23 protein-coding genes are annotated in these 19,377 nt (G+C 49.1%); 6 read left to right on the top strand and 17 right to left on the bottom strand.

Annotated features, from left to right (window positions below):
* Positions 1 to 9: 9 nt before the first annotated feature.
* Both HNY42_RS09730 and HNY42_RS09725 read left to right on the top strand, forming a co-directional pair.
* On the top strand, positions 10 to 1,050 hold the full coding sequence (locus tag HNY42_RS09730) for an FAD-dependent oxidoreductase (RefSeq protein ID WP_188004396.1): 1,041 nt from the start codon (positions 10 to 12) through the stop codon (positions 1,048 to 1,050).
* A 197-nt stretch (positions 1,051 to 1,247) separates the two neighbouring features.
* Entirely contained in the window at positions 1,248 to 2,438 is a 1,191-nt protein-coding gene (locus tag HNY42_RS09725) for a hypothetical protein (RefSeq protein WP_188004395.1), read from the top strand.
* A gap of 108 nt (positions 2,439 to 2,546) precedes the next feature.
* Here HNY42_RS09725 and HNY42_RS09720 read toward each other — a convergent pair whose 3' ends face one another.
* Positions 2,547 to 3,365, bottom strand: a complete 819-nt coding sequence (locus HNY42_RS09720) for an alpha/beta fold hydrolase (RefSeq protein WP_131503747.1) — start codon at positions 3,363 to 3,365, stop codon at positions 2,547 to 2,549.
* Positions 3,366 to 3,533: 168 nt separating this feature from the next.
* Between HNY42_RS09720 and HNY42_RS09715 the strand changes: the two genes are divergently transcribed.
* Positions 3,534 to 4,778: a hypothetical protein gene (locus HNY42_RS09715; protein ID WP_255508303.1), complete on the top strand. Its 1,245-nt coding sequence runs from the start codon at positions 3,534 to 3,536 to the stop codon at positions 4,776 to 4,778.
* Between the two features lie 2 nt (positions 4,779 to 4,780).
* Positions 4,781 to 6,001: a hypothetical protein gene (locus tag HNY42_RS09710; RefSeq protein WP_188004394.1), complete on the top strand. Its 1,221-nt coding sequence runs from the start codon at positions 4,781 to 4,783 to the stop codon at positions 5,999 to 6,001.
* A 1-nt stretch (position 6,002) separates the two neighbouring features.
* On the opposite strand, the gene HNY42_RS09705 is transcribed toward HNY42_RS09710, so the two are convergent.
* From HNY42_RS09705 to HNY42_RS09680, 6 genes are all read right to left on the bottom strand, one after another.
* A complete protein-coding gene (locus HNY42_RS09705) occupies positions 6,003 to 6,233 on the bottom strand; it encodes a hypothetical protein (protein ID WP_131503749.1) in 231 nt (76 codons plus the stop codon).
* Between the two features lie 110 nt (positions 6,234 to 6,343).
* Positions 6,344 to 6,667: an antibiotic biosynthesis monooxygenase gene (locus HNY42_RS09700; RefSeq protein WP_131503750.1), complete on the bottom strand. Its 324-nt coding sequence runs from the start codon at positions 6,665 to 6,667 to the stop codon at positions 6,344 to 6,346.
* Between the two features lie 71 nt (positions 6,668 to 6,738).
* On the bottom strand, positions 6,739 to 7,347 hold the full coding sequence (locus tag HNY42_RS09695; RefSeq protein WP_131503751.1) for a hypothetical protein: 609 nt from the start codon (positions 7,345 to 7,347) through the stop codon (positions 6,739 to 6,741).
* Positions 7,348 to 7,413: 66 nt separating this feature from the next.
* Entirely contained in the window at positions 7,414 to 8,127 is a 714-nt protein-coding gene (locus HNY42_RS09690) for a nucleotidyltransferase domain-containing protein (protein WP_188004393.1), read from the bottom strand.
* Positions 8,120 to 8,602, bottom strand: a complete 483-nt coding sequence (locus HNY42_RS09685) for a hypothetical protein (protein WP_188004392.1) — start codon at positions 8,600 to 8,602, stop codon at positions 8,120 to 8,122. Before HNY42_RS09685 ends, HNY42_RS09690 begins: the two co-directional genes overlap by 8 nt.
* A 151-nt stretch (positions 8,603 to 8,753) precedes the next feature.
* A complete protein-coding gene (locus tag HNY42_RS09680) occupies positions 8,754 to 9,158 on the bottom strand; it encodes a hypothetical protein (protein WP_014970422.1) in 405 nt (134 codons plus the stop codon).
* Positions 9,159 to 9,300: 142 nt separating this feature from the next.
* Here HNY42_RS09680 and HNY42_RS09675 point away from each other — a divergent pair, with 142 nt between their 5' ends.
* Entirely contained in the window at positions 9,301 to 9,684 is a 384-nt protein-coding gene (locus HNY42_RS09675; protein WP_131503755.1) for a hypothetical protein, read from the top strand.
* Here the strand turns inward: HNY42_RS09675 and HNY42_RS09670 are convergent.
* The 7 genes from HNY42_RS09670 to HNY42_RS09640 form a co-directional block, all read right to left on the bottom strand.
* Positions 9,681 to 11,015 carry an MATE family efflux transporter gene (locus HNY42_RS09670; RefSeq protein WP_188004391.1) on the bottom strand — a complete coding sequence of 445 codons (1,335 nt, stop codon included), beginning with the start codon at positions 11,013 to 11,015 and terminating at the stop codon, positions 9,681 to 9,683. The two genes, HNY42_RS09675 and HNY42_RS09670, sit on opposite strands and share 4 nt — an antisense overlap.
* Positions 11,009 to 11,761: an ABC transporter ATP-binding protein gene (locus tag HNY42_RS09665; RefSeq protein ID WP_188004390.1), complete on the bottom strand. Its 753-nt coding sequence runs from the start codon at positions 11,759 to 11,761 to the stop codon at positions 11,009 to 11,011. Before HNY42_RS09665 ends, HNY42_RS09670 begins: the two co-directional genes overlap by 7 nt.
* A 2-nt stretch (positions 11,762 to 11,763) precedes the next feature.
* The gene (locus HNY42_RS09660) at positions 11,764 to 12,489 is read right to left on the bottom strand and encodes an ATP-binding cassette domain-containing protein (RefSeq protein WP_188004389.1); all 726 of its coding nucleotides are present in this window, start codon (positions 12,487 to 12,489) and stop codon (positions 11,764 to 11,766) included.
* On the bottom strand, positions 12,486 to 13,259 hold the full coding sequence (locus HNY42_RS09655) for an ABC transporter permease (RefSeq protein ID WP_188004388.1): 774 nt from the start codon (positions 13,257 to 13,259) through the stop codon (positions 12,486 to 12,488). The genes HNY42_RS09660 and HNY42_RS09655 overlap by 4 nt, the downstream gene beginning before the upstream one ends.
* The gene (locus tag HNY42_RS09650; RefSeq protein WP_188004387.1) at positions 13,256 to 14,191 is read right to left on the bottom strand and encodes an ABC transporter permease; all 936 of its coding nucleotides are present in this window, start codon (positions 14,189 to 14,191) and stop codon (positions 13,256 to 13,258) included. Before HNY42_RS09650 ends, HNY42_RS09655 begins: the two co-directional genes overlap by 4 nt.
* A 1-nt stretch (position 14,192) precedes the next feature.
* Entirely contained in the window at positions 14,193 to 15,716 is a 1,524-nt protein-coding gene (nikA, locus tag HNY42_RS09645) for a nickel ABC transporter substrate-binding protein (RefSeq protein WP_188004386.1), read from the bottom strand.
* A gap of 310 nt (positions 15,717 to 16,026) precedes the next feature.
* The gene (locus HNY42_RS09640; protein WP_188004385.1) at positions 16,027 to 16,236 is read right to left on the bottom strand and encodes a hypothetical protein; all 210 of its coding nucleotides are present in this window, start codon (positions 16,234 to 16,236) and stop codon (positions 16,027 to 16,029) included.
* 106 nt (positions 16,237 to 16,342) lie between these two features.
* Between HNY42_RS09640 and HNY42_RS09635 the strand changes: the two genes are divergently transcribed.
* Entirely contained in the window at positions 16,343 to 17,071 is a 729-nt protein-coding gene (locus tag HNY42_RS09635) for an SDR family oxidoreductase (protein WP_188004384.1), read from the top strand.
* Positions 17,072 to 17,108: 37 nt separating this feature from the next.
* On the opposite strand, the gene HNY42_RS09630 is transcribed toward HNY42_RS09635, so the two are convergent.
* The 3 genes from HNY42_RS09630 to HNY42_RS09620 form a co-directional block, all read right to left on the bottom strand.
* Positions 17,109 to 18,098 carry an LLM class flavin-dependent oxidoreductase gene (locus HNY42_RS09630; protein ID WP_188004383.1) on the bottom strand — a complete coding sequence of 330 codons (990 nt, stop codon included), beginning with the start codon at positions 18,096 to 18,098 and terminating at the stop codon, positions 17,109 to 17,111.
* A gap of 62 nt (positions 18,099 to 18,160) precedes the next feature.
* On the bottom strand, positions 18,161 to 18,853 hold the full coding sequence (locus HNY42_RS09625; RefSeq protein WP_188004382.1) for an ABC transporter ATP-binding protein: 693 nt from the start codon (positions 18,851 to 18,853) through the stop codon (positions 18,161 to 18,163).
* A gap of 93 nt (positions 18,854 to 18,946) precedes the next feature.
* Complete coding sequence (locus HNY42_RS09620) at positions 18,947 to 19,345, bottom strand: hypothetical protein (protein ID WP_131972656.1); 399 nt, start codon at positions 19,343 to 19,345, stop codon at positions 18,947 to 18,949.
* Positions 19,346 to 19,377 lie beyond the last annotated feature (32 nt).

Genomic DNA, 19,377 nt, shown 5'->3' with positions numbered 1-19,377 from the left:
GGTGGAGTCGTGAAACGAATCCTGTTAGTCGGCGCAGGTCATGCGCATTTAGAATGTATCAAACAAGGGAGTCATTCGGATGTCGACTGGATTGTCATCACTCCCTCGCGTTATCAGTATTATTCCGGGATGTTCTCCGGACTGGCGGACGGAACCTATACACTCGACGAGATACGCATCGATGTCAAAGCGTTATGTGAACGATACGGTAAGACGTGGATGGAGGACCGGGTCGTGCGAATCGATGCTGCCAACAAACACGTTATCGTTCAGTCCGGACAGTTCGTGCCGTACGATATCGTGTCGTTTAATATCGGATCAAACGACTGGGAAGCAAGCACTCCGAACCACGTTACGATCAAACCGAACTATCGTATAGAACAAGCGTTAAAGACGTTCAGGAGTGCCGTCTCCCCTGTCATCGTCGGCAGTGGTGCGGCGGCCGTCGAGATGGCGGCGTCATTTCAGTCAAACGGTACACCGGTCACCCTGATTCATGAAGAACCGTTGCTCAGCGGTCATCCGGCCGGTCCGGAACTGGCCGCGCGACTCGATCAGTTGGGTGTCAACCGGATCATTGACCGGTTCGAAACGCTGGATGGTCAAACAGCAACGCTCCAATCCGGCCGCTTGCTCGAGACGGATGCCGTTTTGTTTTTAGGAGGGGCAACGGCGCATGAATTGTTTCAGGTATCCGGTCTGTATTGTGATGACCGCGGATTTTTACTGGTGCACGAGACGCTGCAGTCGTTCGAGGATCCGTCCATCTTTGCCGTTGGGGATTGTGCGACTCTGATCGCGTATCCGGATACACCGAAAAACGGTGTGACGGCGGTGCGACAGGCTCCGCTGTTGCTTCAGAATTTGATCCGATGCGTGAACGAAGAACCGTTACGGGCGTTTCGACCCCAACGGTGTTATTTGACGCTTCTTGCGCTCGGTCATCGCCAGGCCACCCTGCTGTACGGACGATTTTACCGAACCAACCGGCTCAGCTGGTATTTCAAACAATCGATTGACCAGCGATTTATCAAGAAATATACGGTCTGAATCAACAGGCAGAAAGATGAATGGTTCATCTTTCTGCCTGTTTTATTTATAAATTACATTTTTTAAAAAAAGAAGATTCTATTAAAAATATGGTAATATGATGGATAATTAATTAAGGAGGAATTATCATCAAAAATAGATTACTGACTCTCGCTATGCTATCCAGCATCGTGTTAACCGGCTGTGGGCAAGAACGATTGCTAGATCTCAAGCCGGTACCTTCCTACTGGTCTGCCCATTCATTTGCTTCCGACGAATACTCAGATCAGGAAGTCCCCGTTAAACAAAAGAAACAATTGTTGCGGACCTGTATGCAGAATAAAACGGTGTCACTTCCGAAATCGTACCGGACGTTGCAGTCATTCGGTATATTTTTTACGTTAAATAATCTGGAAATAGCACCGTTTCCGACCGAAATTGTTTATTTGGCACACGGCAATCAGATGTACCTATCCTGTCGTTCGCCTAAGACACAGGAGTTGCGTGTCCATCCGATTAAAGCGTCGGACCATCCGTGGGTCCACTTGACGGAGGGTCCGGATCGGATTGCACTTCAAGCACCCGTCTCTATTCCACTGAAAGAAGAACAATTGGACCAGCATGTATCCGTCAATCAGGAAATGAGCGCAGACAATGAATTTGCTAAGGATTTGAAACCGTTCCATGCGTTTCAATTGCCGATTTCAGGACAACTGTTGTTCGTCATGACAGAATCGGGCAAAGAGCACATCATTCGAAACATTGCGATGTCGTCCCTTCATCAGCAAGGCGAGTTTTACCTGGTGAGCCGCCGTCATATTGACGGATCGACGTCCCGCTCGTTAACCTTTTCACGCGACGGGTGGGACCTCGCAGATCGACAAATCATGACGGCATACAAATCGAATCGGATCAAAACGAAGCAACATTCCTTGCCAAAAACGTTACCGGTCAATCAAACCGTTCCCTTCGTGACCTTTCAATTCATAAAAAAAGAACGGGTAGTAGAAGAAAAGACGCTTTCCATTCGTTATCAGCCGGTCTACCGTCCGGTCAAGGAATACCAAATCAAAGATGAGCCGACGCGCGGAATCACGGCCTACTTCCATCCGACAATGAAATCGTTTGAAAAGGCGAAACTAAGTGAGATGGTCATCCTGCCAGATAAGCTGTCCCGGACGGTGGCCGAAGAGTTAAAGGCTGTGACGTTGGAAGAACCACAAGGAACGCGATCACCATTTTCGTACATGACGTTGCTTGAATACGGTAATACCCAGACCTTTCAGGTGTATCTGAAAAAACGTGCCAACAAGACAGATCTTTACTTGCAAGATCAACGGACGAAAAAAAGTACCAGATTATCAGGTGAGTTGGCACGGCAAGTCAGTCAAGAATTAGAAGAACAGTGATTCTAATCGGTTTCCTGCTCCACTAGTTATGATGTGAGACGCGCCTGCTTAAAAACCCCATCTGCTTCTCCCGAAGGAAAAGCAGATGGGGTTACGTGTCTTTTGCAGTTAGACCGCTTGGCTTGATTTGACGTATGAAACAAGTGTTTCCGTGAATTTCTCGCGTTCGTCGAGGAACATCCCGTGTCCGCTCTCTTCAAAGACTTCGAGGCGTGAACCCGTGATGTTTTCATGCATGACTTCGGCAAATTCGAATGGACAGACTTTGTCTTGTTTACCGTGCATGATGAGTGTATCGACCGAAATCTTCGGCAGACCGTCGCGTAAATCTTCGTCACGTAAGGCAATCGCCGATTGGATCGTTCCGTGGGAAGATGCCGCGACACTCAAGTTATGGAACCATTGCTGGAGCGGTTCCGGATGCTCCTTCGCAAAAAAGATTTCCCCGAATCCTTTCAGCATCGATGGACGGTCCTGTTTCGTATCTTCAATCAAGGCATCGACTTCCTCTTTCGTCATGCCGTACGGATAACCATCGCGTTGCGTGAAGACCGGTGCGGCTGCTCCTGCTAAGATCAATTTCGAGACATTGGATTCCCCATGGTTTAAGAGGTATTTTAACGCGATTCCGCCGCCCATCGAGAAACCGAGCAACGTGACATTCGTTAATTCCAATTGCTGAATCACTTCGTTGATATCCGACGCCATCGTCGTATAGTCATATCCGGTAGCAGGCGCATCCGATTTCCCGTAGCCGCGGTAATCGACGCCGATATAGCGGTACCCTTCTTCGAGCAGGCGGTTTTTCTGATATTCAAACATGTTATTGTTGGCCGGCCATCCGTGTAACATAACGACCGGTTGTCCTGAACCGATATCTTCTACATAAATCTTTGTTCCATCGACTGCTTGAATAAATGTACCCATCTGTGAAAACCCCCGTTGTTTTTAGTTAGTCTAGCTTCCGTGCACAATTAAAAGATACCCGGTTGTAACAGAAAACTAACATCTTAATATTAAAAGGTTTTTAGTTTTGAATTTCATTGGAAGTAAAAGGGTATTATCATGGTAAAATATTGTTAAAAGAAGGAAGGGGTGATTACTATTAAAAAATCCGTACTCGCAATCAGTTTCACTGGCAGCCTGTTTCTGACAGGATGCGGGACAGAATCCTTATTACAGTTAGAACGTAATCCGAATTACTGGGAAGCAATCAATTTCTCGGATGATTTATTTGAACCGGTACCAAAACAACAGTCAGCCTACCTGTTACAAACATGCGAAAATACAAAAAAGACGGCTCCCCTGCCGAAGCAATACCGGACGCTTGGTGAATACGGACTTTACTTTAACTTACAACAAATCGGCACCTATACACCGCCGATTGAATTACAATACATCGCAACAGGAGATACGTATTACTTAACATGCCGTTCGCCAAAAACATACCGGGTGACGGCACATCCGATTCAATTGAAAAACCACCCTTGGCTGAAACCAACTTCAGGCCAAGAACGTAAACCGATTACAGAACCGGCTTTAACCGTACGTACATATAACAAAGCAGCAAAACGGAAGGAAGAGGTTGTAGGGGTATCAAAAAACGTGCAACGTCTGTCCATCGAGTTTCCAGTGACAGGACAGATCGTGTTCCTGGAAAAAGAAAAAGACGGGAAACAGAAACCCCTTTTTGGCTTACCGGCATCGTTTTCCTATCCGGAAATTGAGCTGTCATTTGAAAAGACGACGGATGGGCTGCCGTCTATGACCTATACACTGATGATCAAGTCAGACCAGTACTTTAATCAAGAAGACATCATCAACAGGATGGGCAAACAATCCATTGATTTGACCTATCACCCGCTTCCTGACGTCTTACCGGTGAACAAGACGATTCCGTACGTGACCTTCCAATCAAAAGACACGGAAAAGCCGCTGAATAAGACGATTTCTCTGCGTTATGAGACAACAGTCAAAGACATTCGTCCCCGCGGCTTTAACGGGATTGGGAATGATAACAAGGAAATCCACGGATTTCTGCATCCGAACGATGCTGCACTCAAAGACGGAAACTTCCGGCAATTATCTCTGTTACCGGACAAACTGGCGAAGCGGATCTCAAATGATTTAAAGGAAGTGTCGCTAGAAAAACTTCAAGGAAAGCGGGCAGATATCCGGTATATGACGTTGATTCAAAATGGAAAAAGCCAATCGTTTGAAGTCTACTTAAAAGCACGTGCCAACAAAACGGATATTTATGTCAAAGATGCAAAAACGAAAAAAACAGCGAAACTGTCCGGTGAAGTCGCAACTGATCTCCTGACAGAACTGGAGGACTAAAGATGCGGAAAATAGTGCTGTTAGGAATGACGACCATCCTGTTGAGCGGATGCAGTCCGGATGTAAAACCGATCCAGTACACCTACTTACCGGAAGTGTACGATACGTTGAATCTGACAGACTTCAAGAAAGATGATCCGAAGTTGGGTGTTCTCATTAAACAGGTGTGCGCGACGAAACCGGTTGCCGCACCGAAAGAGTATGCGATCGGCAAACAATATTTCGTGAATCTCGTCAGCCAGTTTCCGGAATCGATGGGCGAGCAGGCCGTCTATCTGAAAACAAAACAGGATCGTTTTTTGTATTGCCATGATTATGTGTCAAAACCGGGTTATCACAAGTTGACACGAAAGCAGGACCGCTTTTCATCGGAACATCTCGTCATGCCTGAAAATCAGGTGGAGTTTCAGAAGTTATCTTCCAACTTTGAAGAGAGTGTCCCCATCTCCGGCAGATCCCTGATGAAATCTGCGCGACAGCTGACGGTCCCGACGACCGGCTATCTCGTCGTCCGGGCAACAAATGAACAAACGAAGCAGACGGTCGTCACGAACATCATGGAACTGACACCGTTTGTCGGACCCGTCCCGCTCGTCCTCGAATCAAATATTCAGATTCAAGAACCGTACGAAGTCCAGTTGAACCTGATGGGACAAGCACGATATCGTGCGCCCATTCATTCTTCGAAGGAGCGAAGTACGATTCAGTTCAAGGAGGCACCGCATGCAGACGGTACTTACGGTACGGTCACGGTCAAAGAAAAAACCGGAAAGACTACCCGCTACAAGCTGAGCGTCAAGCACGAAAAACAACTTCCGCCTAATCTTGACGTGCCGCCGGACGAACTGTACGATGCGGACTATTCTTTACCGCGCTTCGCCCTCTTTCATGACCGGTCGCTCGGAAAAATGAAATTTGTGAACGGCGATTTAGATATGGCGGAGCCGCTTTCACCCGATGCCTACATCGAGACGTCACTCGAAGAGTCAAAACAGTTGGTCCGGCTGATCGAGGACAGTGAAGAGGCGGAGCCAAAAGGACGATTGGCCGAGCGGCAGTATTTGACGTTACTGAATAAAGGGAAAGCGCAACAGTTCAAAATTTATCTCGACCGGCGAATCAAAAAAACCGATGTTTATCTCGAAGATGTCCACCGGAAGGTCGGTTTTAAGCTTTCCGCTGCCGGACGCGACGTGTTTCTTGATACGTATCACATCAAATGACTTAAAATACCAGATGTTCGACAGCGAAGATGACACAGCAAAACAAGATGAAGGCGATCCCTTCGTGTAACCACTCCTCGCGGGTCAACTGTTCTCGTAAAAAAGAGGCACAGGCAATCAGCAGTGCAAAAAAGTACAGGTAGACAAAACCGCCGGACAGGAAAAAACCGATGATGAAAATCATGCCGAACAAGACCGTTAAACCTGAAACGATGCCTTTCCGTGTCGTCATCTTCCGTCACCTCTCGAGGTTCAGTTTTAATCCTTTTACCCGCTTTCCGGTTTATCCATTCCAGGCGAAAAAACCGTCTCTTCCCCACTCGCGGGAAAAGACGGTTTTGTTTAGGCATGTGTATGATCGGCGACGACGGCATATTCTGTCACGGCGTTTGACAGGACAAGCGGTTTGACTTCCGATGTCCCCTCGTCCCGTTTCTTATGGACGCCTTTATAGGCTTGGCTTTCCTGCCAGGCATGGAAATGCGTTTGTTTTTCCCACGTCGTCATGATCGTGACGATATCATGCTCGTCCTGACTGAGATCGACTAAGACCTGCATCCGGATAAATCCTTCCATCTGTTCGATGCCTTTAGTCGTTTGAAAACGTGCCGCGACTTGATCGGCTTTCCCGTTTTGCACACGTAATTGATTCATTACAATCCACATACTAAATCCCCCTCTTGTTGAACTATATTCAGTATACCGAACAACTAAATCTTCTTCCTACTGAGAGGTCTTCAATCGAGCGTATTCGACAAGCGTCGTAACTGTTCGTCGCCTTGCCGGTCGACCGCATGAATATCAAAAAAGAGCGAACGGGGAAAAGCTTTCGGTAAGGCCTGAATCGTATGGAAGCTATCCTTTTGTCCGACATCGAGCGTCCGTTTGATATCAGTTAGCGGTACGGTTCGCTCGTGTGTCCCGACGGACGTGACTTTATACGGATCAAACATTAACGTATCCAGTTTCTGCGACGGGTTTTCCCCGTATACGACCAGGAAACGATGTTGATCGACTTCCAGTAACCGTCCTTCGAACCAGTCGGATGACTGCGACGTTTGGCGGAGCAACTTCACGAGCTGATAGGACGCATCCGTTTGTTTCAGCAGGATCAGATACTGCCTCGTCGGTGTTTTGACGAATGCGACTAAATGCCGGTCGCCGAGCGGTTCAATCCAGTAGACCTGTTTCGTCGAAAATCGCACTTCCGGCTGCTGTTGACGGACGGTCTCGACAATCCGTTTCGGTGTCACATCTTGAGGAGCAGCCTCTTTCGTCTGGAAATAAAACAGACTCCCGCCGAGACCGAGCAGGAAAAATAACAATACGAACATCCGGTGTTTCATGACAGCGCCACATCACGAAGCGGATGACAGTCCGGCATGGATCGTTTCATGATGCTCGCCCCCCTTTCATTTTCCGATTGAAAAGCCGTCAAAATAACGACCGCCGCTTTCGGCAAGCCACTGTTCCAGCAAACCGATGACAGCTTGTTTTTCATCCGACCGGAAATAGGCTTCAAAGGCCTCGACCAATCGTCCGGCCTCGACCGGATGGATGGTCTCGAGACTGCGGATCAGCCACTTCCCCTGTCCTGTCCAGTGACCCGACGTCCGTAAGCGGAAATCCGTCGCCTGCTCGAGCAACCGGGCTGCGATTCCAAGTCCTTCCGACCGCTCCGTCACACCGATGAAATCGTCGAGCAAATCGGTCAGAAAGTAACGCGCACGGTCCGTTTCGACAGGCGACAGCACCGGTGGACCGGCGAGCAGCTCTGATTCCGCCTGTGCTTTCAAAGGTCTGAGCAGATCATGATCGAGCAGGACGAATCCTTCTGCGACCATCCGTTGCATCGACGGACGTCCGCGTTCCCGGTCCTGCCGGAAAAAATCCCGGATGGTCGTACTCGAATGAATAAATGCTTCGACCGGATATTCATCGAAGGTGAACGATTCCCGGTAAGAAGCCGGGACGGATTCCCGAAATATGATCAGATCGAGGTCAGATGTCGCGGTTGCCTGTCCCCGGACAAAACTTCCGGCAAGTAACGCAGCGTCACAATCCGGATAACGGCTCTCGACGATTAAACGGGCAGTTTGCTTGGCATACGTCAGCAAATCACTCATGTGTCTGGTTCTGTAACATCGTATTATCGGAAGCAAAAACAGCCAGTTCATCGCCCGGTACAGCGACGATTGAGACAAGACCTTTATCCGGTAATGTCATATCGATAGCCCAGGATTCGTAATAAGTATCCGATCCGTTGATGACCAGAGTTTTCCCCGAACTGAACGTAATGAACAGATGTGGAGCGGCTTTTCCGATCCGGACGGCAATGATTCGTTCTGTATGTAACGTCACGATCAGGTGAAGCATCTCTTCTTTCGGCATATGGCGGACGACCCAGTCCTTCGACGATTCGACATCCCCGTAATACAAACGGTCCGTCTCGATCCGGATTGTGATATCCGGAATCGTGGCGTCGTAGAGATTGATCAGTTCGATGCTGATGAAGCCTGTCAGGTGAATCGTCGAAATTTGAGTTCCGGTCAAATAAGTAGACACGAGCTTTCGGGCGATTTGATGATCTTCTTTCTTCATAATTCCACCTCTTCACAAAATAGTTGACGATGATGTCAATCGTGTTGTCATTTTTCTTTCTTATAAATTTACCACATATTAGCAGAGGACGGGAGAACGAACAAAAAAAAAAACAGATGACCGTCCGGTGAACGTCATCTGTCTTAAAAGATCAATTCGCTTTTTTCAGGATGTTCAGCAACCATTTCTGCAAGTCTTTGCCGCCTTCATAAAACGAACAGTCGCGGAGTTCGATTGTGTGTCCGCCTGCTTGGATCAATTCGTTGAACGTGTTTCCGAGATCGCGGTTTTCCCACTGGCGTTCATCGTTTAAATACTTGAAACCGAAGTTGCATTCGACGTTAAAGATAATATGGAACGGTTCCTTGAACGATTGGACGGCGCGGATCATTTCAACTAAAATCATCCGTTTTGGTGTTGATTTTTTAAATGTATCGATGACCGTCGTCCGGCGTCCATGGAATTCGACGACACGGACCGCACGTCCTTCATCGGCCTTGAAATCATAACTCGTCCGGATGGAGACGATGATTTCACGTTGATCAGTTTGTTGCATATTCTACCACTGCCTTTCTCTCGCTTGAGTATACATCACCTGCGCCATGTCTTGAAGGGTTATTTCACAATCCGCCCTGAGAACGATTGAAACCTCCCATTATTTGTCTTATAATGAAAAATATGCTGAAAGGAGCTTGATTGTGAAACCGTTATTTTCCATTATCTTAACTGTTTGCTTACTTTTTACAGGGTGTTACTGTACGCTCGACGAGCAGACGGACGGCCCCCACTTCAAGTCTCGTGCGCGGACGATTTCGAAGTATCACACGTTTGATATCGAATTTTCGAAAGGACTGCGTCCGGATCAAGTCTCGGACCGTACGGTTACGATCACGGACTCGACCGGCGAACGGATGCAGACGGAGCTTGAAGTCATTGACGGCAAGGAGCTCCGGATCAAGCCGCCCCGCTCGGGTTATCAAAAGGGACGCCGTTACATCATACATATCCGGGATTCGATTGATGCACGAAAACAAGTTAAAAGTAACACGATAAAAGAACGGACCTTCACTGTTGATCGTTAAACAGGAAGATCCGTTTTTTCGTTATGTGTTTCAAACACAGACGATCTCCGGCGCTCCGCCAAATGCAGGGAGACGGATCGCATCAGACCGAAACCGATGAACGCCAGCCACACGCCGTGGTTGCCGATCCAGTAGACCGACAGCAACAGCAGTGCAAAGACGAGAAAAGCCTGAATCATCGAGTTCCGGACCGGTTTTGCCTGAGCCAGACCGGAAAAAACGCCTTCATAGAGCATCGCAAAGCCACCGGTTAACGGAAAGATGAGAATCCAGCCATAATACAGACGGGCGAAATCAAGCAGGTCCGGATCCGTGGAGAATGACCGCAATAACGGGTACTGAAAAATAACTAGCAGAATCATCATCAAAAGAATGGAAGCGAGACCAAACTTTCGGGTTAACCGGACACTTTGACGGTAACCGGCTTCATCGTGGCGTCCGCGCGACCGTCCGACGAGAATCGTCGAAGCACTGCCGAGTCCCCCGAACCAATAGGCAATCAAATACTGGATTTGCAGCAAAATGGCGTTGGCTGCGAGAACATCAGGTCCAAAAATTGCTCCTGTCCGGGTAAACCAGCCGGTCACGATCAAAAGAAAGATCGTCCGGACGAACAGATCGGCGTTGACCGTAAAAAATTGCCGGTACGCCTGGACATGGAACAAAAGGCCGCGGTAGTCCGGTTTCCAGGCTAACTGCCGGAGCATAAACAGGAATCCGAAAGCGACGATACTGATTTCAGCGACAAGCGTCGCGATCGCGACGCCAGCGACGCCGTATCCCAGTCCGAGGACGAAGACGATATCCAGCACGATATTGATGACGTTACTGAATACTTGAATCAACAAGGCGCGTTTTACCTGTCCCTGACCAATCAGCCAGCCGAGGACGGCGTAACCGATCAGGACGAACGGTGCTCCGTACATCCGGTAATGGATGTATGTCGTGACATCCGGCAACAAGGTTTCGGGTGCTGCCAGTAAGTAAAGACCACCTTCCGTCAACGGAACACGAAATAGCATTAGTGCGAGACCAATCAGCAAACCGAGCAACACAGGACGGTATAAAGCGAAATGCAAAGCCGTTTCGTCATGATGGACACTGGCTTGCGCACTGAAACCGGTCGTGCTGACTTTTAGAAATCCAAACAGCCAGTAAATCGTATTAAAGAACACAGCAGCAATCGCAATCGCCCCGATGGCGACTGCATCGCCGGTTTGTCCGATGACGATTGTATCGGTGACACCGAGTAACGGCGTCAATATACTCGACAAGATCAATGGATAGGCAAGCAGTCCATACTGGCTTGCTGTAACAGGCGGCGTCACCATGTCTGTGCCTCGATCAAAACCTTCGTCTCTGTTGCCCGCATCGGAGACGATTGATCCGATACGTGAAACCGGTCGACAATCCGTCCCTTGTGCAGGACGAGGACATCGTCACATAGTGCGGAAACAGACTTTAAGTCGTGAGAGATGAAAATGTACGACATCTGTAAAATGTCCTTCAGTTCGCGTAGTAAAACTACGATTTCTTTTAAGGCAAGAACATCGAGGCCGGTCGTCGGCTCGTCAAGAATCAATACAGCCGGTTCGATTGAAATCGCCCGGGCAATCGCCATCCGCTGTAATTGTCCGCCGCTGAGTTCTGCCGGTCGCCGTTCAAGCAACTGTTCGTCAAGACCAACGGCAGCCATTAATTCATGTGCCAATTGCTGCTCCGACTGATTCGGAAAATAATACAATTCCGGTTGATGAATCCGGTACGGTTCAAGGAGCGACCGGCGCATCGACCAGTCGGGATTAAAGGAGCCGTGTGGGTGTTGGAAAACGGCTTGGATCTGGCGCCGCATCGACCGTTCGGACCGCGTGGAGAACGGTTGACCGAGCAAGGTGACCTGTCCTTCATCCTGCCGTTCTAATTGTAATAGAACTCGTCCTAACGTCGACTTGCCACTACCGCTTTCACCGATGATGCCAAGCGAACGGCCGGTCGTTAAAGAAAATGAGAGATCGGTCAACACGTATTCAGTTTTGTAACGGACAGAGACGTGCTCGACCGTCAGAAGTACAGACATCCTCATGCCTCCTTTTCTAAATGAATCCCCGCAAACAAGGCACGGGTATAGGGATGCGAACGAGTCGCCATCGTCTCTTTTGTGACAGTATCGATGAGTTGCCCTGCCTTCATAATATACAACGTATCGGCATAATGTAAGGCGGCTTTCAATTCATGAGTGACGAACAGGACGGTTGCTGCAGTTTGTTGCTGATACTTTTTTAACCAATCCAACAGTTCACGGGTCGCAACAGGATCAAGTGCCGTCGTCAATTCATCCGCCACAATCAGGCGCGGTTTCAGGCAAACAGCCGTAAGAATCGTCATTCGCTGAAGCTGCCCGCCACTGAGCTGATTCGGAAGACGATTGAGCAGTTCTTCATCCAGCCGAAACGATTGCAGCAAGCCGTCGATAAATGACGCATCGTATTCGAGTTGATGCGCCCGGTACAAATCTTGCAGCGTCTGCTTGATAGTTAGAAACGGGACAAAGGATTGGTGATACTGTTGCGGAATGTAACCGATATCGCGTCCTAACACCCAGTTCCGTCCTTCCGGGAATATCACCGTTCCCCCGGCAGACAGCGTGGATGGTAAGAGACCGATTAATCGTTTCAGGAGAAGTGTCTTCCCGCTTCCGCTCGCTCCGACGAAACACACAAACTGATTGACTGGCAACTTGACGTTAATCGGCTGTAACAACAGATTTAATCCTTTTTTAACTGTCACGTGATTTATCTGAATCATCGGCAGTCTCCTTCCTTTTGTTGGAAACGACGGTTCCACCACATCGTGAAACTGACCGTCAGGACGATACAGAGACCCGGCCAAAGCATGAACCGGGGGGCGACCTGGAAATACGGTCGACCTTCATTCAACAGCGCGCCCCATTCAGGTACAGGTGCTTGGACTCCGAGCCCGATATAAGAGAAGGCAGATAAAAACAAAATGATTTTACCGAGATCAACACTCATCACATTCCGGATTTGTCGCAGAACAGGTGCTAACAGGTGTTGCCGGATGATCATACCGTCCGATAATCCGTTGACACGTGCCATCCAAATATATTCGGATTGTTTTGTCGCCGTGACGATGCTTTCGGTCAAGCGGGCATAGGAAACCCATTTAATCAGTAAAATCGCCCAAATGAGACTATGCATGCCGGCTCCGAGTAAGCCTGCTAACACTAATGCAAGTACCGTGTCGGGAAAAATAATCAGACTTTCTTCGATTCGTCGGATGATCCGTTGTAACAGTCCGCCGTAATATCCGGCGAACAGTCCAAGGATGGTCCCAATACATGCCGTCAACAGGACGGTAAGACCGCTGAATAAAAGTGAAATCAAACCGGCTACAATCAATCGGGCGAGAAAGTCACGTCCTAAGGCGTCCGTACCGAGCCAATGTGCCTTCGAGACCGGTGCCAACCGGTTGGAAATATCCGTCGTATACGGGGAATGCATCATCAAGTACATCAGTGGAATCAGGATCAACAGTCCATAAAAAAGACGTTTCATAGTCTTCCCCCTTTCCATTCGGGTCGGAGACACTGTGTCAACAGACGCATCAGGAGATTCAATGTCACGATGATACCGGTCGTCAACAGGATGTATCCTTGAATCAAAGGGTAATCCCGTTGTAAGACGGCTTCAACCATCAACTTACCGACACCGGGGTAGGAAAACACGACTTCAAGAATCACGACACCGCCGGCAAGACTTCCGAGTGTCAAGGTGAAGACAGCAAGCACCGGTGGCAGACTGCCGCGAACAGCATACTTCCAAAAAATCGTTTTTTCAGCGATTCCACGTGCTCGGGCAATCTGAATATAGTCTTTGGCCAGTTCCTTTTGGATGTTGATACGCAACAGTTGGATATAGACACTGGCTAATGCCAGACTGAGTGAAACGGCGGGTAAAATGACGGATTCAATGCCGTCACGTCCCATGACCGGGAGCCAGACCAGTCGGACAGCAAACCAATCAGTCAGGATCAGACCGATCCAAAAACTCGGAACCGCTGCGCCTAGTAACGACACAATGTCTGTAAAGAAGCGGACAGCCGGGTGGTTCGAATAGGCACTCCATGTGCCAAGAGGGAGGGCAAGCAACAGCGCAAGCAGTAAACCGGTGCCGGCGATTTCAAACGTCGCTTGGTAACTGTCCTGCAACATTGAAAAAACCGGACGTCCCGTCATAAACGATTCACCGAAATCAAGACGGCTGATTGAAATCAGCCAATCCGTATACTGCGTGTATAACGGTTTGTCAAAACCAAGGTTTTCCCGAACATCCTGAATTTGCTCCGGTGTCGCGCTCAATTCATCGACATTAAGTAAGGTGAGTACGGGATCTCCCGGAAGGAGACGCACTAAGGCAAAACTTCCGAATGTCATCAGAAATAGAAAGAGAAAGGCCTCCCCTGCCTGGCGGATGAGCAACCGTCCCATTTCATTTCACCTCTAACATATTCGTAATCATATAATATTCACTTTTTTCCGTTTTCCATCCTTTGACGCGGGACTGGTCATAAGCGACGAGTGTCGCAGGATGTAATAAAAAGCTGTTGAACTGTTTTTGGTCGACGTCTCGGGCAATCTGTTCCGCAAGAGCATTCCGTTTCGCCGGATTGACTGTCCGGTTTAGTTGATCCAGTTGTTTTGTCAACGCCCCATCGTTGACGCCGCTGAAGTTCAGTCCACCTTGCGGATGATAGGTCGCATTGAGATAATAGCCGGCGTCGCCGCGCGGTGCTGTCAGATTGCTGTATGTCGCAAGATCCCAGTCCCGGTGACTGCTCATATATTCTTCCGGAACATCAATCTGTCTGATTTTAATCGTGATACCGATTTTTTTGGCATCATCCTGTAAGACTTGAGCAATCAAAGGTAAGTCCGGACGGGCGGAATAGGTCAACAACGTTAACGTCAACGGCTGGCCGTCCTTTTGCATCTGACCGTCCTGTAAGATATAGCCGGCTTGCTTTAAATAAGATATCGCCGTTTGGTCCGTCCGCTGCTCATAATCCGGAGCAAAAGGGAACGACGAAATGAATGGTCCGGTCGCGACCGTCGCATACCCTTGCAGGACATGATCGACCAACTGTTTGCGGTCAATCAATGCATCGATCGCTTTTCGTACAGGAAGGGACTGCATCGGTCCGTCCGTTACGTTCATCGTCAACTGGTGGACACGAAACGTTTCCGTCACGTCAATCGCAAATCCGTTTTTCTTCAGTCGATCGACCGATTCGGCTTCAGGACGGTACACGATATCTGCCTGACCGGATTGTAGTGACATCGTTCGGGCTCCAGCATCTTCATTAAATAAAAAGTTGACGGTTTCAAGTTTTGCCGGTCGTCCCCAGTATCCCTCAAACCGTGTTAATTCCACTTTTGTCCCGGGTGAGAAAGCAGACACCGTAAACGGTCCAGTCCCGATTGGTCGGGCCTCTATTTTTTTTGCCGTTGTATCGATGATAGCTGTATTTGGATTGACAAGTTCCGAGATGAATTCCGGATAGACTGTATTCGTTTCAAACAAAAGATCGTTTCCGTCGACTTTTATCGACTTGATCTTCAATGCATTTTTGACACCCATATTCTCTGCGATTGATCGCTCAAGAGAAGATTTGATGGCATCCGCATCAACTGTTTTTCCGTTTTGGAAGGTGATGCCTTGCTGTAACTCAAGCCGCCAGACCGTTTCAGTTTCATTTTTCCAGCTTTTCGCAAGCCACGGCTCGACAGTCAGTTTCTCATCATCCAGCCGGACCAATGTTTCTGTTACACCTGCTCGCAGTGGGACGTAACTGCTGTCGCGGTGCGGATCGAGCGATAACGTTGAAAAATTATAAACGAACGTCAAGTGGTCGCTTTCTGTTGATTCCGTTTCCGGGCTGCAACCACTGAGTAGTACCGCTCCGAGTGCAATCGTCCGAACGGTCTGTCGTAAGTATTTTTTATATGTAAACATTGGCTCTCTCACCTCTATTTCGTAATCATTACGTTTTATATCATATCGTAATGATTACGTTTTAACAATAGTATTTAGGTAAATCTTAAAAAAGCCCTGTCGACTCTTTCTGATTCAGGAAAGATTCGACAGGGCTGGACGATTAGTGTTTTAAAGGAAGCTTCTGTCTTCCGACACAAGGAACAGGGCAGCTTGGCAATTTCTTCTAGTTGGGCGGTTCGCAGATTCAATCCCATCCCGAGCATCGTCCGGCCATCCCGAATTCATTGATGTTCGTCTCGACTGCACCGGGTTTGACGACTGCTGGTGTCTAGTCGGCTGTCATGTCGAACGGAGTCGTATAAATAAGATCAACACATTTGCTGTTCAACAGGCTGTGCCAGCAAGATGATCCGCTTGTCACACCGATGTCTGTTCCGTTGACGGAAACATCCGGTTCCGGCAGTGATCCGCGAAACGGTTCGACGTATAAAACCAATCCGACTGCTACTATAAGAACGAGCCAAAATCCTTTTCGCATCGTATTCATCCTTTCGGTCTTCGAACTGTCTGTCCGAGGTTTGCTGATGTTTAAAAGAGGTTAATACTTCTAAGTTGAGTTAAAAAATATGCAGGAGGTTTTCTAAATGATCGAAAACAAAGTCGTCATCATTACAGGAGCATCAAGTGGCATCGGGGAAGCTACTGCTAAGTTACTCGCTAAACAAGGTGCGCAACTGGTCCTCGCAGCGCGCCGGGAAGATCGTTTGAAAACTTTGCAACAGGAAATCGAACAACTCGGCGGTAAAGCCGTCTATCAGGTGACGGACGTCACGGACGCGTCGCAAGTCGATGCACTCGCGAAACTTGCACAAGATACGTTCGGTTCGGTCGACGTACTCGTCAACAATGCGGGCTTGATGCCGCTTTCGAAACTAAACAAAAACAAACAGGATGAGTGGAACACGATGGTTGATGTCAACATCAAAGGTGTCCTCTACGGCATCGGTGCGGTTCTGCCCTATATGCGCGAGCAGAAACGCGGACATATCATCAACATCTCGTCTGTCGCAGGACACGACGTCATGCCGTCTAGTGCCGTTTACAGCGGGACGAAATTTGCCGTCCGTGCGATTACGGAAGGTTTGCGAAAAGAAGAGTCGGTCGAAAACAAGATCCGCGCGACAATCATTTCACCGGGAGCAGTTGATACCGAATTGAAAGATCACATCACGGACGAAGAAATCAAACAAGGCATCGGCGACTTAAAAGCGATGGACGCTGACGCCATTGCCCGTGCGATTGCTTACGCCGTCAATGAACCGGACGATGTGGCGGTCAATGAAATCCTGATCCGCCCGACTGCCCAACAATAAGTCAAAACGAACACCGCCTGTACGCAGGCGGTGTTTTTTAATGGAGCAATCGTTCGGCAATCAACTGATAGGACCGGAGCCGCTTGTCCTGATCAAACGCATTATTGATCAACAGAAACTGATCGGTCTGGTAACGGTCGGACAACGCCTGCAGTGCCTCGGCGACTTCGTCTGGTGTCCCGACAATTGTCCGCCGGCGGTCGTGCTGGATTCGTTGTTGTTGCTCGGCATTCCACGACTTATTTTCTGTGGTCGCAAACGACGGCACGATCGAATGGCCAAGCCGGATCCCTTGAATCCAGGCGTCTTGCGTCCGTGCCAAGGCTTCTGCTTCTCCCATCGTTTCGGCACAGATGACGAAAACACAGACGATGACGTTCGGTGTTCGTCCGTCGACCGGAACGAATGCGTCGCGGTACGTCTGCAGCGTTTCTTGCCACTTGTCGGGATTGATGAAATGACCAAACACGAGTCCGTGTCCCCGCTCAGCGGCGAGTATCGCACTGCGCGGCGACAGTCCGAGCACGGATAACGGGATCCGTTCCTTGATCCGCGGTGTCGTCTTGACGATCCGGTACGGATGACGCGACGACAAGGAATCTGTCAAAAAACCTTCAACCTCTTCGAGTAACCGCGGAAATTCAGCAGCCGCGTTATCTGCCCCGTCTGTCAATGCACGCCGGGTCCGTTCACTGCCGCCCGGCGAATTGCCGATTCCAAGTTCAATCCGGTTCGGATAAAACGCAGCCAGTGTCGAAAACGTCTCGGCTACTTGAAGCGGATGATACTGCGGCAGTAAGATCCCGCCGGAACCGAGCTTAATTTTCGAGGTCGCGTCCCCCATCCGGGCAATGAACAATTCTGGCGCCGCACTGAGCAACCCGTTCGTGTTGTGATGTTCAGCAAACCAGTACCGGTCATACCCAAGGCGTTCCGCCTCGACGACCAGTCGTTTTGTCGCCTCCATCGTCTGTTCGATCGTATCCCCCTCGTGACGCGGGACCTGATCCAAGATTCCTAAGCGCATACGCTCGCCTCCTCTACACATTCAGTGTACGCGGTCGCTGCGGTGAATTCAAAAAGAAGGGATCAGGCGCGGACGAGCCGGCGGTCTTCGATGATCAGACCGTCCCGCATTTCGATTTTGCGGTCGGCCCGTTCGGCGAGAGCCGGATCGTGGGTGACGAACAGGACGCCGCAACCCTTCTCTTCATTCAAAGTGCGCAACAGGCTAAAAATGATTTCACCGGTTTCGGTATCGAGATTGCCGGTCGGTTCGTCCGCCAGCAACCATTTCGGTTCGTGGACGAGGGCCCGGGCGACGGCGACCCGCTGTTGCTGACCGCCGGATAACTGCGACGGGAGTGAACCGGCTTTATCCGCCAGTCCGACTTTCTCGAGCAGCGACAAGGCCCGCTCTTTTTTATCGTACGTCACTTTCCGCCCGAATAACGGCGCCATGACGTTTTCGAGCGCGGTCAGTGTCGGAATCAGATGGAACTGTTGAAAGATGAAGCCGACGTTCTCAAACCGGAAATCGGACAGTTCTTTGCTCTTGAGCTGATGAATCGCTTGATCGCCGTATGACAGCATGCCGCTCGTCGGACGGTCAAGTGTCCCGATCAAGCTGAGCAATGTCGATTTTCCGGAGCCGGACGGACCGATGATCGAAATGAAGTCCCCGCCATCAAGTGTCAGGTTAATATCCGACAAGGCATGGGTCTCGATGCCGTCACCGGTAAAGGATTTTCCGAGTTGCCGGCAAATGAATGTATCTTGCATGCGTGTTCTCCCCCTTTAAATGTAGCTGTCTACCTGTTTCTCCTTTTTATTGGGAATTCCTGCAAAAAAGACCTTCTTTTCAGAAGGTCAGCGTCAAGAAGACATCGAAGGGTGATTCGTCGACGATTTTTTTAAGTACATCCATTCATACGGGACGATATAAAACAGACAGGCCAGTGTCGCGAAGCGGACGATTCCGCTTAAGTTTTGCCGGGACTCGACAAAAGTCTCCTGACCGAAATAATCATAAAATCCGACGAACAATAAAATCGTAAAGACACCGGCCGTCAAATAGATCAAACAGCGTAAGGAGAACGGATACTGCCTTGTAATGAAGAGCATCGGCAGACCGACGGCAAATGTAAACAAGGTCGTCGCGAACGTACCGAACTGATATAAAAACTCATTTTCGACATTCGTTAAAAAGGCGTACGCAGTGAACAATAAAAAGGATCCGATTGCACTGACGGCTGAATAACTGATCAGTCGCATCTTGACATTTCTCCTTTCAAATGTGAAGGCGT

Source organism: Exiguobacterium sp. Helios, assembly GCF_014524545.1.
Taxonomy (GTDB): Bacteria; Bacillota; Bacilli; order Exiguobacteriales; family Exiguobacteriaceae; genus Exiguobacterium_A.
The sequence above is the reverse complement of the archived record's forward strand: the minus strand, read 5'-3'. Positions and strand labels throughout refer to the sequence as shown.

Excerpts from the sequence above, each read along its gene's own strand:
- HNY42_RS09720 (WP_131503747.1), bottom strand. The coding sequence starts at position 3,365 with ATGGGTACATTTATTCAAGCAGTCGATGGAACAAAGATTTATGTAGAA.
- HNY42_RS09710 (WP_188004394.1), top strand. The coding sequence starts at position 4,781 with ATGCGGAAAATAGTGCTGTTAGGAATGACGACCATCCTGTTGAGCGGA.
- HNY42_RS09705 (WP_131503749.1), bottom strand. The coding sequence starts at position 6,233 with ATGACGACACGGAAAGGCATCGTTTCAGGTTTAACGGTCTTGTTCGGC.
- HNY42_RS09700 (WP_131503750.1), bottom strand. The coding sequence starts at position 6,667 with ATGTGGATTGTAATGAATCAATTACGTGTGCAAAACGGGAAAGCCGAT.
- HNY42_RS09695 (WP_131503751.1), bottom strand. The coding sequence starts at position 7,347 with ATGAAACACCGGATGTTCGTATTGTTATTTTTCCTGCTCGGTCTCGGC.
- HNY42_RS09690 (WP_188004393.1), bottom strand. The coding sequence starts at position 8,127 with ATGAGTGATTTGCTGACGTATGCCAAGCAAACTGCCCGTTTAATCGTC.
- HNY42_RS09685 (WP_188004392.1), bottom strand. The coding sequence starts at position 8,602 with ATGAAGAAAGAAGATCATCAAATCGCCCGAAAGCTCGTGTCTACTTAT.
- HNY42_RS09680 (WP_014970422.1), bottom strand. The coding sequence starts at position 9,158 with ATGCAACAAACTGATCAACGTGAAATCATCGTCTCCATCCGGACGAGT.
- HNY42_RS09670 (WP_188004391.1), bottom strand. The coding sequence starts at position 11,015 with ATGGTGACGCCGCCTGTTACAGCAAGCCAGTATGGACTGCTTGCCTAT.
- HNY42_RS09665 (WP_188004390.1), bottom strand. The coding sequence starts at position 11,761 with ATGTCTGTACTTCTGACGGTCGAGCACGTCTCTGTCCGTTACAAAACT.
- HNY42_RS09660 (WP_188004389.1), bottom strand. The coding sequence starts at position 12,489 with ATGATTCAGATAAATCACGTGACAGTTAAAAAAGGATTAAATCTGTTG.
- HNY42_RS09655 (WP_188004388.1), bottom strand. The coding sequence starts at position 13,259 with ATGAAACGTCTTTTTTATGGACTGTTGATCCTGATTCCACTGATGTAC.
- HNY42_RS09650 (WP_188004387.1), bottom strand. The coding sequence starts at position 14,191 with ATGGGACGGTTGCTCATCCGCCAGGCAGGGGAGGCCTTTCTCTTTCTA.
- nikA (WP_188004386.1), bottom strand. The coding sequence starts at position 15,716 with ATGTTTACATATAAAAAATACTTACGACAGACCGTTCGGACGATTGCA.
- HNY42_RS09640 (WP_188004385.1), bottom strand. The coding sequence starts at position 16,236 with ATGCGAAAAGGATTTTGGCTCGTTCTTATAGTAGCAGTCGGATTGGTT.
- HNY42_RS09635 (WP_188004384.1), top strand. The coding sequence starts at position 16,343 with ATGATCGAAAACAAAGTCGTCATCATTACAGGAGCATCAAGTGGCATC.
- HNY42_RS09630 (WP_188004383.1), bottom strand. The coding sequence starts at position 18,098 with ATGCGCTTAGGAATCTTGGATCAGGTCCCGCGTCACGAGGGGGATACG.
- HNY42_RS09625 (WP_188004382.1), bottom strand. The coding sequence starts at position 18,853 with ATGCAAGATACATTCATTTGCCGGCAACTCGGAAAATCCTTTACCGGT.
- HNY42_RS09620 (WP_131972656.1), bottom strand. The coding sequence starts at position 19,345 with ATGCGACTGATCAGTTATTCAGCCGTCAGTGCAATCGGATCCTTTTTA.